Consider the following 14,429-nt stretch of genomic DNA (forward strand, 5'->3'; position numbering starts at 1 on the left):
AGCGGGAAACCTTCTATCTTACCGAGTTCCTCAACCTTTGCCAGCCTTTGCGCGTGGATGCGCTTTATCGTATGCCTGAGCAAGGTGTTGAAAATCTAGCGAGGTGTAAATCTGGGTACTGGCGATGCTGGCATGGCCCAACATCTCTTGCACAGCGCGCAAATCTTGGGATGATTGCAGCACATGACTTGCAAAACTATGTCGCATCATATGGGGGTGCACATGCGTTGGTAAGCCGGCGCGCATTGCCAAGGTGCGTAAGCGCGCCTGCACAGTGCGTGGCGATAAACGCTTGCCTGTGGCAGATAAAAATAGTGCGATTGACTCTTCGGTGTAGCTTACGGCATCGCGCAGCTCTCGCCATGCCATAAGAGATTTCATGGCGGGCACACCAACCGGAACCGAACGCCGCTTGCCGCCCTTACCCAAAACAGTGACCTCAGCAGCATCCCAATCCAACCAACCAGCAGATTCATTTTGACGATCTTTACTTTGCATCACATCAATGCCGAGAAGCTCTGAAAGACGCAAGCCCGATGAATAAAGCAAATCAATAATCGCCGCATCCCGAATCGACTCCAAATCCTTTTTCTCTTCTGCCTCTTTGACCGCTTGATTTACCAAGGTAAGGGCCTGCTCAACAGATAGGGCTTTGGGCAAAGACTTCAGGCGCTTGGGTGCCATGACATCATCGACGGGATTGGCAACGAGCGTGCTTGTTACCTTGCCTGCGCGCACATCACGTCGCGCATCCTTTTCGCTGAGCCAGTCGTACCAGCCACGCCATGCAGATAGCGCTCTCGCAATGCTTCTTGAGGATTTGCCTTTGGAATGCAAACGACCAGCCCAACGACGCACATGACCATTGCTTACCTTTAATAATTCAATAGAGTCTTCAAGAGCAAAGTTTTGGAGGTCGCTCAAATCCATGCCATACGCCTTGAGCGTATGTGGCGAGAGTTGACGCAACACATGCAACTCATGCAAATACTCTTGCATGAGGGGGTGAAGATCAGTCGCCTTTAATTTCATAAGCCTGGATGCGATCCAAAGCTGCAGCAGTTAATTCAGCAATCTGACGTAAATAGAACGCGCCCATATCAGCCGTAAAGCGTGACTCGTCTTTACTTGCCAGCAATAACACTGCAGGGGATTGACTGGCGCCAATGCTTTTGCCAAGCGGCAAGCCAATAGCGACCATGCTTTGCCACTCAGGATCGATAGTCGTTTGGCTGGCGAGTAAGTCAACGCTGGCAGCAGCTAGTTCTTTTGCCGAGCCACACAAGGGCGTATCAACCCAGGGACCAAAAGCAGAATTTGGTGAAAGTAATTGCGCAGATTCCACTTCAAATACTTCTGCCAAACCAGAAGTAATCGCAGCCTCTACATCGGCTTTATTGTTTGCTTTCATTAAACGCAACAACCAAGCAACTAAGCTTTGCTGAGTTTTATCGTTACGACTACCAAAGTGCAACATCTCACTTAAGCGACGATTGAGCTCTTGATTCTGTGTACGCAACACTGTCATCTGACGCTCTTGCAAAGAAATCGCACGGTCTTCATGCGGGTGCTTAATTCGGATCTCATTAAAGAGATCGGCGTAGCGCTCAAAAAAGCCCGGGGTTACTCGCAACCACTCAGCAACCAACTCTTCTTGCTCGGCTTGTTTTGGATCTATTGCGCTCATCAATTGCTTTCTAAATATGTTCTTTTATTAACCCAGCTTCTTACGCAAGAGTTCGTTTACTTGGCCAGGATTAGCTTTGCCTTGCGAGGCCTTCATGATCTGGCCCACTAATGCATTAAACGCCTTCTCTTTGCCTGAGCGGAACTCTTCCACGGACTTCTGATTAGCTGCCAATACTTGATCAATGATGGCTTCAATTGCGCTACTATCGCTAATTTGCTTCAAGCCCTTGGCGTCAACCACTTGATCCACAGTGCTAATGGCCTTGCCTGCAATAGCCTCTTCCCACAGAATCGCAAAGATGTCTTTAGCAATTTTGTTGGAGATGGTGCCATCCGCTACGCGAGTCAGCAATGGTGCCAAATGCTCAGCCTTTAATGGTGCTTCTGCTGCTGCAATACCAGCACGATTTAATGATGATGCAAGTTCGCCAGCAATTAAATTAGCTGCCGCTTTTGCTAATGGCTTACCAACGATTGCCAATAGATCTTCAAATACTTTTGCAGTATCGCGATCTTGTGTGAGCAACTGCGCATCGTAAGCGCTTAAACCAAATTCGTTTTGCCACTGCTCACGCAATTGGGCCGGCAATGCAGGCATCTTGCTACGCACCTCTGCAATCCATGCGTCATCAATGACTACTGGCAATAAATCAGGGTCTGGGAAATAGCGATAGTCGTTTGCGTCTTCTTTACTACGCATGCTGCGTGTTTCACCGCGATCGGGATCGTACAAACGGGTTTCTTGAACAACGGTACCGCCATCTTCAATTAACTCAATTTGACGACGCACTTCGTACTGAATTGCCTCCTCCAAGAAGCGGAAGGAGTTCAGATTCTTGATTTCGCAACGGGTGCCAAACTCAGCTTGCCCCATAGGTCGAACAGATACGTTCGCATCGCAACGGAAAGAACCTTCTTGCATATTGCCGTCACAAACGCCAAGCCAAACCACCAGTCCATGCAGGGCTTTGGCATAGGCAACTGCCTCAGCGGCGCTGCGCATCACTGGTTCGGTCACGATTTCTAATAAAGGAGTACCCGCACGGTTTAAATCAATGCCGCTTGAAGGTTCGCCATGGGGGCCAGTAAAGCCCTCTTCGTGAACAGACTTACCAGCATCTTCTTCCATGTGGGCGCGGGTGAGCTCAACTACCTTCACCTCATCGCCAACCAGAATTTCTACCTGGCCACCCACAACAATCGGAATTTCCATCTGGCTAATTTGATAGCCCTTCGGTAAGTCAGGATAGAAATAGTTCTTACGCGCAAAGATGCTTGCCGGTGAAATCTTTGCATTGACGGCTAAGCCAAAACGAATCGCATGTTCAACAGCTTGACGATTGAGGACAGGCAAGACACCGGGCAATGCAAGATCAACCGCACATGCTTGTGTATTTGGCTGCGCACCAAAGCGCGTACTTGCACCACTAAAAATCTTCGATTGTGTTTGTAATTGTGCGTGGGTCTCTAGACCAATAACGACTTCCCATTGCATCATGACACCTCACTTGCTTGACGCAAATGCCAATCACTGGCTTGCTGATATTGATGAGCCACTTGCAATAAGCGTGCTTCTGAAAAATAGTTGCCGATGAGTTGCATACCAATAGGTAAGTTATTGGTATTAAATCCGCATGGGACACTCATTGCTGGCAGGCCCGCTAAGTTAGTAGACAGGGTGTAAATATCTTCTAGATACATTTGCACAGGATCTTTTGATTTTTCACCTAAGCGCCAGGCCACATCAGGGGCTACGGGACCCAGAATGACATCGCACTGGTTGAATGCCGCCTGGAAATCGGCCGCAATAATGCGACGAATCTTTTGTGCTTGGAGATAGTAGGCATCGTAGTAACCATGACAAAGAACATAGGCTCCAATCATGATGCGGCGCTTCACCTCAGAACCAAAACCTTCAGTGCGGGACTTTGCATACATGTCGCCAAGGTCACGATATTCATTTGCACGATAACCGTAACGTACGCCATCGAAGCGACTCAAATTACTTGATGCTTCTGCTGGTGCCAAAACGTAATACACAGGAATTGATAATTTGGTTTTAGGTAAGCTGACTTCAACTAGTGTCGCGCCTAAGTTTTCTAAAAGCTTGGAGGCTTCGTTTACGGATTTGGCAACATCGCTTGCTAAACCTTCAGCAAAGAACTCTTTTGGCAAACCAACACGCAAACCTTCTAGTGGTTTTGCTGAATTGTTGTTTCCCTCTTTCCAATTTTGGTTGAGGTAACGGCCGTAATCTTCTCCGGAGTCCGCCAAAGAAGTGGAGTCACGCGGATCATGCGAAGACATTGCTGAAAGTAGCAAAGCGCAATCTTCTGCGGTCTTGCCCATCGGGCCCGCTTGATCGAGTGAAGATGCATAGGCGATAATGCCGTAACGAGATACGCGCCCATAACTAGGCTTAATTCCGGTTAGGCCACAGAAGGCGGCTGGCTGACGAATGGAACCACCAGTATCTGTACCGGTGGCAACCGGCGCCAAGCCAGCAGCAACCGCTGCAGCAGAGCCGCCAGAAGAGCCTCCAGCTACGTGTGCGGCATTCCAAGGATTTAAAACCGGTCCAAAGGCAGAGTTTTCGTTGGATGAGCCCATTGCGAACTCATCCATATTGGTCTTGCCCAGGCAAACCATGCCCGCACCATGGGGATTGTTTTCGTCTGGGATTCCCAGATTAGCCACTACCGTGGCATCAAAAGGGCTCTGATATCCAGCCAAGATTTTGGAGGCTGCAGTTGACTTCCAGCCACGCGTTACGAAGACATCTTTGTGAGCAACAGGGATGCCGGTTAACTTGACAGCTTTGCCAGATGAAATTAGATGATCTGCTTTATTTGCTTGTTCTAAGCTTAAGTGAGCATTCACATCAAGATAGGCATTCCACTGTTTTCCAGCCTCAATACGGTCCAAAAAGTACTGGGTTAGCTCAGTGCTGGAGACCTCTTTTGCGGCTAGTGCTTTTGCCATTAAGGCAATCGGGGTATTGTGCCAACTCATTCGATCACCTTTGGCACCAAGAAGTAGCCATCCTGCTGCGCAGGGGCTGATTGCATGTTTTCAGCACGGTGGTCTGACTCAGTAACCTGGTCAGCACGCATAGGCTGAGCCAAATCACGTAAAAAGAGGATTGGATGAGCCAAAGGCTCAAGACCAGTTGTGTCAACTGCTTGCATTTCCTCAACCAAGGAAAAAATAGCCTGCAATTGAGGCAAAACTGCCTCGGCTTCTGCCTGATTTAACTCAAGCCTAGAAAGGTGCGCAATGCGCTGGACATCATCAAGTTTCATGGGGCGCTAGAGTATCATTCCTATATATTTTCATTAACACTTTCTATTTTCCCACTACATCATGTTTGGTTTTTTCCGCAGCTACTTTTCCAATGACCTAGCCATCGACCTAGGAACCGCCAACACCTTAATTTATATGCGTGAGCGGGGTATTGTCCTCGATGAACCTTCTGTTGTGGCAATTCGCCAAGAAGGTGGTCCAAACGGCAAAAAGACCATTTTGGCCGTCGGCAAAGAGGCAAAAGCGATGTTGGGACGTGTTCCAGGGAATATTGAGGCAATTCGCCCAATGAAAGACGGCGTTATCGCTGACTTCACAATTACCGAACAAATGCTCAAGCAATTTATCAAGCTTGTGCACGAGAGCAAATTATTAAAGCCAAGCCCACGCATCATCATTTGCGTTCCTTGTGGATCTACTCAAGTTGAACGTCGTGCGATTCGTGAATCTGCATTAGGCGCTGGCGCATCACAAGTATTTTTAATTGAAGAGCCGATGGCTGCTGCAATTGGTTCTGGCTTACCTGTTTCTGAAGCTGCTGGTTCGATGGTTGTCGACATCGGTGGCGGCACAACTGAAGTTGGCGTGATGTCATTGGGCGGTATGGTTTACAAAGGCTCCGTTCGTGTTGGTGGCGATAAGTTTGATGAAGCTATTACAAATTACATCCGTCGTAACTACGGCATGTTGATCGGTGAACAAACGGCTGAGTTGATTAAGAAAACAATTGGCTCTGCTTTCCCTGGCGCTGAAGTACGCGAGATGGAAGTAAAGGGTCGCAATCTTTCCGAAGGTATTCCACGTAGCTTCACAGTTACTAGCAATGAAATTTTGGAAGCATTAACTGATCCATTGAATCAAATCGTTACCGCTGTTAAAGCAGCCCTCGAACAGATTCCACCTGAGTTGGCGTCCGATATTGCTGAGCGCGGCATGATGCTAACTGGCGGCGGCGCCTTATTGCGCGACCTTGATCGCCTCTTGCTTGAAGAAACTGGGCTGCCGATTCATGTTGCTGAAGATCCTTTAACTTGCGTGGCTCGTGGTTGCGGTATCGCACTTGAGCGCATGGATAAGTTAGGCGGAGTGTTCTCGCACGAATAAGCGACATACACGTCGACCAGGGAATTGCAACATAGCGCTCCACCACTTTTCAGACAGGGCATTCCGGCCTTACTTAAACTGATTGTCTGTCTGTCGATCAGCATCGCTCTGATGCTGATCGATTTTCGTTTCAAAGCACTCGATCCCATCCGCAACAACGTCAATTGGATTTTGCGTCCACTTGAATATGTGATGATGATGCCGCGCAATGCGCTTGAAGCAACATCAGAATATTTCACAACAAGATCAACTCTTGACCAAGAAAACCAAGTTATGAAGGTTCGCCAAGCAGAACTTTCCCTGCTTGCAAATCAATCTGAATTTTTGATGGTGGAAAACCAAAACCTGCGCGAGCTGATGGCTTTGCAAAAACAGGTTCCATTCAAAACATTGCCGGTCGAAATTCTATTTAATCCTCCTAACCCGATTTCTCAGCGCATTGTGATCAATCGCGGCAGTAATGATGGCCTGAAGCTTGGCAACCCCATCGCCAATGATTCTGGCATTTTGGGCCAGGTAGTCCGCCTCTATGAGCGCTCTGCAGAGGTTTCCCTGTTAGAAGACCGCGATTTTGCGGTTCCAGTACAGGTGGCACGTAATGGCCTGCGTGCAGCGGTCTTTGGCACTGGGCGTGGCAATCCCTTAGAACTTCGATATTTACCTGTAGCCAGTGATTTAGAAGTCGGCGATATTTTGCTGACCTCTGGAATTGACGGCGTTTACCCCCCAGGTTTTGCGGTGGCTGTCATTAGCAAAATTGAGCGCAATGTTGACAAGAATTCATCCAATGTTTTTTGTGTACCAGTAGCAGCAGTCAATCGCTATCGTCAAGCACTCGCACTTTTATATGATCCACAATTTGATGCTAAAGCACCAACAAATAACAAGTCAGCCACTGGTGTAACCAATACACCGGGACGTCGACAAACTCGTGCGCGGGGAATGCAATGATTGATTTCCAAAGCGGCTATATTCTGCGCCCGGTAAATCCGGTCTTTATTTACTTCAGCTTATTTTGTGCGCTGCTATTAAATCTGCTGCCGATTGGTAATTATGGTTGGGTGCCAGATTGGTTAATTCTGTGCATCGTGTTTTGGAATATTCATCAGCACCGTTATGTGAGCGTGATCACCGCCTTCATTCTGGGCCTCATGATGGATGTTCACAACTCCGATCTACTAGGCTTACACGCCTTTAGTTACTCGCTTGTTGCTTACGTTGCCATCTCCTGGCACAGGCGCATCGTGGCTCTCACCGCGCTTTCACAAGCTCTGCATCTACTCCCGATTTTCTTATTGGTCTCACTATTTCCCGTTCTGGCGCATTGGTTGCTAAGCGGCGAACTTTATTGGTGGGCTCTCACAGGCGCTATTCAAGCGCTGATAGAGGCAATGCTCTGGCCAATAGCGACGCGCATCCTACTTGCGCCACAGCGTCGTCCCATAGATGTTGATCACAATCGACCTCTGTAAGAAACAAGATGGTTTCTTTTAAAAAGCCTGACCTAGACTCATTTCAAGAGCGCATTCACATTGCGACCTTGTTCGTCACCGTTTGTTTTTTATTGCTTGTTACTCGCCTTGTATGGCTGCAACTAGTCAGTCACGGAAAATATGCGCTACTAGCGGAGAGTAATCGCATTGCTCTTGTTCCTGCTCCTGCAAACCGAGGTCTTTTAATTGATCGCAATGGCATTGTGATCGGCAGGAATTATTCCGCCCTCACTCTGGATGTGAATGCTGAAGAGGTAAAAGGCAACGTAGACCAACTGATTAGCGATCTTTCTGAAATTATTGATATTTCACCCAGAGATAAGCGTAATTTCAAGCGATCCCTCGAAGATTCACGGAATATGGGCACTTTTCCCCTGCGTTCTATGCTCAACGAGACCGAAACTGCCCGTTTTATGGCAAATCGCTACCGTTTTCCTGGAGTAGAAATCCGGGCCAGGAGCTTCCGGGAGTACCCATACAACGAATTGGCCTCCCATTTGATTGGCTATATTGGCCGCGTCTCTCAAAAAGACAAGGAGCGCATGCAGGCCGAAATCGAGGGCGCCAAGGCTGATGATCCAGACGCTTTACAGGCATCTTTCTTGCCAGGCATTCAGTACGTTGGAAAGATTGGTTTAGAGCAAAGCTACGAAACTGTTTTGCGTGGAGTGCCTGGATACGACCAAGTAGAAATTACTGCCGGCGGAAAACCCGTACGCACACTTTCTAGCTCACCATCAGTTCCCGGTAAAAACGTTGTTCTCTCCGTTGATATCAAGTTGCAATATTTAGTTGAGCAGCTTTATGGAAATTTCCGTGGCGCGTTTGTCGCGATTGAACCTGAGACTGGAGATGTCTTAGCATTTGTTTCTAAGCCCAACTTCAATCCAAATGATTTTGTTGAGGGCATTGATTCGGTCACCTGGAAAGAGTTGAACGACTCACCACAGAAGCCCCTCTATAACCGTCCGCTAAAAGGCATCTATCCACCAGGATCAACTTATAAGCCTTTCATGGCGCTAGCCGCCTTGGAATATAAAAAGCGTACGCCATCGCAATCCATCTCCGATCCTGGATACTTTGAGTTTGGCAATCACACTTTCCGCGACGACAAAAAAGGTGGTCATGGCATTGTGGATATGCAAAAGTCAATTGTTGAATCTTGCGATACCTATTACTACTTACTTGCACGTGATATGGGCGTCAACATGATGCATGACTTTATGAAGCCGCTTGGCTTTGGTCAAATTACTGGCATTGATTTACAAGGTGAAGCAAGAGGCGTTCTACCATCTACCGAGTGGAAGAAAAATACTTTCAAAAAACCAGAACAGCAAAAATGGTACGAAGGCGAGACCATTTCTCTTGGCATTGGTCAGGGCTATAACGCTTTTACTATTTTGCAATTGGCTCATGCCATGGCGAACGTGGCTAATAACGGCATTGTGATGAAACCGCACTTAGTGAAAGCAATTGAAGATCCATTCACACGAAACAGAGTGCTCACAACACCCAAAGAAAGTTATCGCATCGATCTCAATGCAGAAAATATTGAAGTCATCAAGAAAGCGATGCTTGAGGTAAACATTTCAGGCACGTCTGCCGCTGCATTTAAAGGCACCGGCTATCAAGTTGGCGGAAAAACAGGAACTGCACAAGTCTTTAGTTTGAATTCCAAGGAATATAAACATAGTGCTACTGCAGAATTCTTACGCGACCATGCTCTATATATTGCATTTGCTCCAGTAGATAAACCAACCATTGTGATTGCCATGGTTGTAGAGAACGCTGGCTTCGGCGCACAGTATGCAGCGCCAATTGCACGTAAAGCATTGGACTACTACATTGAGGGCAAGTGGCCTAAGGAGATTCCTGAATGGAAAAGAGCCCCTTAATTAAAGTTAAAGGATTTTTCTTTAGCATCTTTGCTGGATTAGACCGCCAGCTAGGCCTTATTCTGCTTGGCTTAGCGGCTGTTGGCTTTTTTACTTTTTTATCAGCAAGTCAAAACACTCCCGTACAAATTGCAGAAGAGTTGCGTAATCTTGCGCTCTCATTTGTGGTGATGTGGCTCGTTTCACGCATACCGCCAAAATGGTTAGAGATGGGTGCAGTTTGGATTTATGGGTTTGGTGTTGCTCTTTTAATTGCAGTAGCTGCATTTGGATTAATCAAAAAAGGTGCGCGTCGCTGGCTCAATATTGGATTAGTGATTCAGCCCTCTGAAATTATGAAAATTGCAATGCCACTGATGCTTGCTTGGTATTTTCAAAGGCGCGAGGGTATTCAAAAAAATTGGGACTATGCGGTTGCCGCGATTATTTTGGCCATCCCGGTTTTTTTAATTGCCCGTCAGCCCGATTTAGGAACTGCTCTCTTAGTTTTTGCTGCGGGACTTTACGTCATTATTTTGGCGGGCCTGCCATGGAAATGGATTTTGCCCTTTGTTGCTCTAGGCGTTATTGGTATTCTGCTAATTATTATTTTCGGTAGCACTATCTGCGCACATGATGTAGTTTGGCCGCTTGTACATAATTATCAAAAGCATCGTGTTTGCACTTTGCTAGATCCAACTAGTGATCCATTGGGCAAAGGCTTTCACACTATTCAATCTATGATTGCGATTGGCTCAGGTGGATTCTTTGGTAAGGGTTGGTTTCAGGGAACTCAGGCACATTTGGAATTCATCCCAGAAAAACATACCGACTTTGTGTTTGCCGTTTTCTCCGAGGAGTTTGGTCTATTAGGTAACTTAGTATTGCTTGCACTTTTCTTCGCCCTGATTAAAAGAGGGCTCGCCATCTCCGCAAGCGCGCCTAATTTATTTACAAGACTTTTGGGTGCGGCAGTAACCTTGATTTTCTTTACTTATGCGTTTGTGAATATCGGCATGGTGAGCGGTCTATTGCCCGTTGTTGGGGTGCCGTTACCATTTATTAGCTACGGTGGTACTGCGCTAGTTACCCTGGGATTTGGTGCGGGCATATTGATGAGCATTCATCGTCATCGCCGCTTAGTGCAAAGCTAAATACAAATTGTTTTAGCAGTCCGCAATTCTTGAGGAAATAAAAAAGCCCGGCATGCCGGGCTTTTTTATCAACAAAGGAAGAATTACTTCTTACGCTTGTTAACAGAATCTTTAAATGCTTTACCAGCAGAAAACTTAACAGTTTTTGCAGCGGCGATTTTGAGTGGCTCGCCAGTTTTTGGGTTGCGACCCATACGTGCAGCACGTTTGCCGGAAGCAAAAGTACCAAAGCCGATCAGTTGTACTGAGTCACCTTTAGTAACAGCTTTGATGATTGTCTCGATAGCAGAATTCAATGCGAATTCAGCTTTGGCTTTAGAAATCTCCGCGTCGTCAGCAATCGCTGCGATTAGTTCGGCTTTGTTCAAGTGAAGCTCCTTATAGATATTGATGTCAGCGCACATTACGCTTACATGATTTTAACCACAAAAAATTACAAAAATAAAGTTGCGCTACAGCAATTTTTTAATACGACTACAAACTACTCATCCAAAACTACGATATCAGAAACAAAATACTCCGTGTCGCCAAAACAGGTTGTCGGCAATCCGATGTGTTGCTCATACTTTAGGGCAACCTTTTTTCCTAAATTAGCATTTATTTTTTGCGCCACAGCATCTTCACGCACCGTAAAGAGGAATTTTTCTGACATAGTCCCCGGCATGGAAACCATGGCCAACTCACCCTCCCAGGTTTTGCATACATAGCCGCGATTAGAGAATTTCTGCACATATCCAGCACGCTCGCCACTTCCGTAGCTCCAATTGAGCATTGCCCACGTATAGACTGAAATGCCCACTAACCCAATTAAAACAAGGCTTAAGAGCCATTTTATAAAGCTATTCATCAGAATTTCCTTGGTAAATCACCACATAAACCCTAAGCGGGTCCTTATATCTTCTATAGGAAGTATATGAGCATCTAGTTGCGAGAAATACTCTATTTGAGGTCAGCATCCAAATTAAAATATCTATAACTACCTTAAATAGACAAAACAAATGGAAATCCGCCACGTCATCTTTTTTATTTTTGTAGCGTCAGCTATTTACGTCTATTTCAGGGGAAAGGTGCGTTTTGGCGTAGTAAGGTCTCTTACGGACTACCAGGTGCTTCTAGCGCCAGTAAATACCCTGCTGTACCTCTTTTCAAAAGTGAAGGCCAGCGCCTTTATCCCAGTTAGCCAATTTCCCGAGATGAAGCCTATCCAAGAAAACTGGGAAACCATACGCCAGGAGGCGCTTTCTCTACAGGAGGGCGGCTCTATTGCAGCGGCTACCGGTTATAACGACATTGGCTTTAATTCATTCTTTCGCACCGGCTGGAAGCGTTTTCACCTTTGCTGGTACGGAAAAGAAGTGCCGTCAGCCCAAGCTAAATGCCCGAAAACGGTCGCCCTACTTAAATCAATCCCTTCCGTCAAAGCGGCCATGTTCGCGTCGCTACCACCCGGAGCAACTTTGGTGCGGCACCGAGACCCCTATGCAGGCTCCTTGCGCTATCACATTGGCTTATCTACACCGAACAACCCCAAGTGCTTTATTGATGTCGATGGCGAGCGCTATTACTGGAAAGATGGTGAAGCGGTGATGTTTGATGAAACCTACATTCACTTTGCCGCCAATGAAACCGATCAGCAGAGGATTATTTTGTTTTGCGATGTTGAGCGACCTGTTTACACCAAAGCTGTTGAATTATTCAATCGCTGGTTTGGGCGATACGTTATGAGTGCAGCCTCCTCTCAAAACGTAGAAGGTGAAAAAGTTGGGTTTGTAAATGTTCTATTTACCTATTTTTACCAACTTCGCGCGCAAGCCAAAAAATTAAAAGCAAAACATCGCACCGTTTATTACGTAGGCAAGTGGGTTCTCATTCTGGGAATTTTGTGGGCTATTTTTTGGTAGGCTGCAACATGGTCTTAGGGACTCAACAGCTGAGCAATTTGCTCTGGACTAATGGGCCCCCAAATTTCCACTCTTTTCTTGCGGCTATTTTGACCAGAAACAAATTGAATTTGCTTCTGAGGCACTCTTAATTGCTTAGAAAGCCAGGCCAATAGAAGTTCATTTGCCTTGTTTTCAAGGGCGGGCGCCTGTAGAGAAATTTTTAAACAGCCATCATGCAAGCCAACCACCTTGGTTTGTTTTGCGCCTGGCTGGCAGTGCAAATTTAGGATGATTCCAGTGGGGGTTTGTTTTAACCAAATAGGTGTCATCAAAGTACTTTAAACTGAAACTATGACGATGAAGAATTCCCAAGCTTTAGAGCAACTATTTTCAAACAATCGCGCCTGGGCCGAAAGCATGGTGGCCAAGGATGCCAACTTCTTTAAGCGCTTAGTTTCTCAACAAGCTCCAGAGTATCTTTGGATCGGCTGTTCTGATAGTCGAGTACCAGCAAATGACATTGTCAATTTATTGCCTGGTGAATTATTTGTACATCGAAATGTTGCAAACGTAGTTGTTCATACTGATTTGAATTGTTTATCGGTTATTCAGTTTGCTATCGACCTACTTAAGGTGAAACATATTCTGGTGGTGGGTCATTACGGCTGTTCTGGTGTGCATGCAGCATTAACTGATAAGCGAGTTGGTCTTGCTGATAACTGGTTGCGGCACGTTAAAGATGTGCATCAAAAACACGAGCGTTATCTGGGTGACATGATCCCAACTCCAAAACGTCAAGATCGATTATGCGAGCTCAACGTCATTGAGCAAGTAGTGAACGTTTGTGAAACTACCATCGTGCAAGATGCATGGGCACGCGGACAAGATCTAACGGTTCACGGCTGGGCTTATCGACTTGAGACCGGCCTTGTTAATGATTTAGGAATGTCAAGTAGTTCCATCGAAGAAATGACTGAGCGCTATGCGAAGTCAGTTAAGCGTTACGAACTAGCGCAAAATTAATTTGCTCAAATCTTTTTCTAACCATGTAGTCGTTGCACTACTCAAGCTTCTTGCGCTGCTACCTTATAGATCATTAGTTGCCATTGGTTATGGGCTTGGCTTTATAGCTGCTCGCATTCCCGGCGATAGGAATCGGGTTGTAAAAACCAATCTGCGACTATGCTTTCCGCAATTAAGCTCAGCTGAAATTGATAGCTTAAGCAAACAACATTGGCGCTTACTCGGCCGTAGCCTGGTTGAAAAAAGTATTATTTGGTGCGGCAGCTCAAAACAATTGAGCAATATGATCGAAGTGAGATCGGCCGTAGATCTTTCCAGCAAAAAACCTCGCATCTTAGTGAATATGCACTTCACCGGAATTGAAGGTAGCATTATTTTGAGTGCGCTGAGCAAAGAAAAGCACTGGCCACGTACTTCCGGATTTTTTCAAAGAATGAAGAATCCATTTTTTAATAAAAAAATTGTGGAATGGCGTAATCGTTTTGGCGGCAACTCTATTGATCGGCAGGGAAATGTTAAAGCCATCATTCGAGAAATTCGTAACGGTGACTTCATCATCATTGCGCCGGATATTGATTTAGGCCTCAAAGATTCTGAGTTCGTACCATTTTTCGGAATTCAAACAAATACGATCACTACGATTTCTCGCTTAGCCAAAATTACTGGCGCCGACGTGTGTCTAATGACAACAACCTTGAAAGCAGATGAATCTGGATATCTATGTGAAATTGGAAAACCATTAGAGAGTTTTCCCGGAGAAGATCCAAAATCAGACACCGCACGTCTTAACCAATACTTTGAAGATGAAATTCGACTGCGCCCGGCGGAATACTATTGGGTTCACAAGCGCTTCAAAAACCGTCCCGATAGCAGCCCAAACCCCTATAACCCTTCTATCTAGAGGCC

Annotated in this window: 16 protein-coding genes; 8 read left to right on the forward strand and 8 right to left on the reverse strand. The window is 46.2% G+C overall.

Features of this window, described 5'->3' with window-relative positions:
- Positions 1-30: 30 nt before the first annotated feature.
- Genes JaK3_RS01150 through gatC form a run of 5 tightly spaced genes read right to left on the reverse strand, consistent with a single transcriptional unit; the run spans position 31 to position 4,991 of the window.
- Positions 31-1,032: a tyrosine recombinase XerC gene (locus JaK3_RS01150; protein WP_068319833.1), complete on the reverse strand. Its 1,002-nt coding sequence runs from the start codon at positions 1,030-1,032 to the stop codon at positions 31-33.
- Positions 1,013-1,687, reverse strand: coding sequence for a DUF484 family protein (locus tag JaK3_RS01155; protein WP_068319836.1), 675 nt, complete (start codon positions 1,685-1,687; stop codon positions 1,013-1,015). The genes JaK3_RS01150 and JaK3_RS01155 overlap by 20 nt, the downstream gene beginning before the upstream one ends.
- Positions 1,688-1,714: 27 nt before the next feature.
- Positions 1,715-3,187 (reverse strand): Asp-tRNA(Asn)/Glu-tRNA(Gln) amidotransferase subunit GatB, encoded by a 1,473-nt coding sequence (gene gatB, locus JaK3_RS01160; RefSeq protein WP_068319839.1) that lies wholly within the window; start codon positions 3,185-3,187, stop codon positions 1,715-1,717.
- Positions 3,184-4,701, reverse strand: a complete 1,518-nt coding sequence (gatA, locus tag JaK3_RS01165) for an Asp-tRNA(Asn)/Glu-tRNA(Gln) amidotransferase subunit GatA (protein ID WP_068319842.1) — start codon at positions 4,699-4,701, stop codon at positions 3,184-3,186. Before gatA ends, gatB begins: the two co-directional genes overlap by 4 nt.
- Positions 4,698-4,991: an Asp-tRNA(Asn)/Glu-tRNA(Gln) amidotransferase subunit GatC gene (gatC, locus tag JaK3_RS01170; protein WP_068319845.1), complete on the reverse strand. Its 294-nt coding sequence runs from the start codon at positions 4,989-4,991 to the stop codon at positions 4,698-4,700. Before gatC ends, gatA begins: the two co-directional genes overlap by 4 nt.
- A 61-nt stretch (positions 4,992-5,052) precedes the next feature.
- Between gatC and JaK3_RS01175 the strand changes: the two genes are divergently transcribed.
- From JaK3_RS01175 to rodA, 5 genes are read left to right on the forward strand one after another with little or no spacing between them, the layout of a single operon-like run.
- Entirely contained in the window at positions 5,053-6,096 is a 1,044-nt protein-coding gene (locus tag JaK3_RS01175) for a rod shape-determining protein (RefSeq protein WP_068319852.1), read from the forward strand.
- Positions 6,097-6,120: 24 nt separating this feature from the next.
- On the forward strand, positions 6,121-7,047 hold the full coding sequence (gene mreC, locus JaK3_RS01180) for a rod shape-determining protein MreC (protein ID WP_082786340.1): 927 nt from the start codon (positions 6,121-6,123) through the stop codon (positions 7,045-7,047).
- Positions 7,044-7,568, forward strand: coding sequence for a rod shape-determining protein MreD (gene mreD, locus JaK3_RS01185; protein ID WP_068319856.1), 525 nt, complete (start codon positions 7,044-7,046; stop codon positions 7,566-7,568). The genes mreC and mreD overlap by 4 nt, the downstream gene beginning before the upstream one ends.
- An 8-nt stretch (positions 7,569-7,576) precedes the next feature.
- Entirely contained in the window at positions 7,577-9,484 is a 1,908-nt protein-coding gene (gene mrdA / locus JaK3_RS01190; RefSeq protein ID WP_068319859.1) for a penicillin-binding protein 2, read from the forward strand.
- The gene (gene rodA, locus JaK3_RS01195) at positions 9,466-10,617 is read left to right on the forward strand and encodes a rod shape-determining protein RodA (protein WP_068319861.1); all 1,152 of its coding nucleotides are present in this window, start codon (positions 9,466-9,468) and stop codon (positions 10,615-10,617) included. Before mrdA ends, rodA begins: the two co-directional genes overlap by 19 nt.
- Before the next feature lie 83 nt (positions 10,618-10,700).
- On the opposite strand, the gene JaK3_RS01200 is transcribed toward rodA, so the two are convergent.
- The gene (locus tag JaK3_RS01200; RefSeq protein WP_068320646.1) at positions 10,701-10,985 is read right to left on the reverse strand and encodes an HU family DNA-binding protein; all 285 of its coding nucleotides are present in this window, start codon (positions 10,983-10,985) and stop codon (positions 10,701-10,703) included.
- Between the two features lie 113 nt (positions 10,986-11,098).
- Positions 11,099-11,464, reverse strand: coding sequence for a hypothetical protein (locus JaK3_RS01205; protein WP_068319864.1), 366 nt, complete (start codon positions 11,462-11,464; stop codon positions 11,099-11,101).
- A gap of 157 nt (positions 11,465-11,621) precedes the next feature.
- Here JaK3_RS01205 and JaK3_RS01210 point away from each other — a divergent pair, with 157 nt between their 5' ends.
- A complete protein-coding gene (locus JaK3_RS01210; RefSeq protein ID WP_205627482.1) occupies positions 11,622-12,518 on the forward strand; it encodes an aspartyl/asparaginyl beta-hydroxylase domain-containing protein in 897 nt (298 codons plus the stop codon).
- 14 nt (positions 12,519-12,532) lie between these two features.
- Here the strand turns inward: JaK3_RS01210 and JaK3_RS01215 are convergent, their stop codons facing one another.
- Positions 12,533-12,829: a DUF167 domain-containing protein gene (locus tag JaK3_RS01215; protein WP_068319869.1), complete on the reverse strand. Its 297-nt coding sequence runs from the start codon at positions 12,827-12,829 to the stop codon at positions 12,533-12,535.
- A gap of 22 nt (positions 12,830-12,851) precedes the next feature.
- Here JaK3_RS01215 and can point away from each other — a divergent pair, with 22 nt between their 5' ends.
- Both can and JaK3_RS01225 read left to right on the forward strand, forming a co-directional pair.
- Entirely contained in the window at positions 12,852-13,523 is a 672-nt protein-coding gene (gene can, locus JaK3_RS01220; RefSeq protein ID WP_068319872.1) for a carbonate dehydratase, read from the forward strand.
- Between the two features lies 1 nt (position 13,524).
- Complete coding sequence (locus JaK3_RS01225; protein WP_068319875.1) at positions 13,525-14,424, forward strand: LpxL/LpxP family acyltransferase; 900 nt, start codon at positions 13,525-13,527, stop codon at positions 14,422-14,424.
- The last annotated feature ends 5 nt before the right edge of the window (positions 14,425-14,429 follow it).

The organism is Polynucleobacter yangtzensis, from assembly GCF_001595965.1.
In the GTDB taxonomy this organism is placed as follows: domain Bacteria; phylum Pseudomonadota; class Gammaproteobacteria; order Burkholderiales; family Burkholderiaceae; genus Polynucleobacter; species Polynucleobacter yangtzensis.

Bases quoted from the DNA above. Each gene is read 5' to 3' on its own strand.
- JaK3_RS01150 (WP_068319833.1), bottom strand. From the start codon at position 1,032: ATGAAATTAAAGGCGACTGATCTTCACCCCCTCATGCAAGAGTATTTG.
- JaK3_RS01155 (WP_068319836.1), bottom strand. From the start codon at position 1,687: ATGAGCGCAATAGATCCAAAACAAGCCGAGCAAGAAGAGTTGGTTGCT.
- gatB (WP_068319839.1), bottom strand. From the start codon at position 3,187: ATGATGCAATGGGAAGTCGTTATTGGTCTAGAGACCCACGCACAATTA.
- gatA (WP_068319842.1), bottom strand. From the start codon at position 4,701: ATGAGTTGGCACAATACCCCGATTGCCTTAATGGCAAAAGCACTAGCC.
- gatC (WP_068319845.1), bottom strand. From the start codon at position 4,991: ATGAAACTTGATGATGTCCAGCGCATTGCGCACCTTTCTAGGCTTGAG.
- JaK3_RS01175 (WP_068319852.1), top strand. From the start codon at position 5,053: ATGTTTGGTTTTTTCCGCAGCTACTTTTCCAATGACCTAGCCATCGAC.
- mreD (WP_068319856.1), top strand. From the start codon at position 7,044: ATGATTGATTTCCAAAGCGGCTATATTCTGCGCCCGGTAAATCCGGTC.
- mrdA (WP_068319859.1), top strand. From the start codon at position 7,577: ATGGTTTCTTTTAAAAAGCCTGACCTAGACTCATTTCAAGAGCGCATT.
- rodA (WP_068319861.1), top strand. From the start codon at position 9,466: ATGGAAAAGAGCCCCTTAATTAAAGTTAAAGGATTTTTCTTTAGCATC.
- JaK3_RS01205 (WP_068319864.1), bottom strand. From the start codon at position 11,464: ATGAATAGCTTTATAAAATGGCTCTTAAGCCTTGTTTTAATTGGGTTA.
- JaK3_RS01215 (WP_068319869.1), bottom strand. From the start codon at position 12,829: ATGACACCTATTTGGTTAAAACAAACCCCCACTGGAATCATCCTAAAT.
- can (WP_068319872.1), top strand. From the start codon at position 12,852: ATGACGATGAAGAATTCCCAAGCTTTAGAGCAACTATTTTCAAACAAT.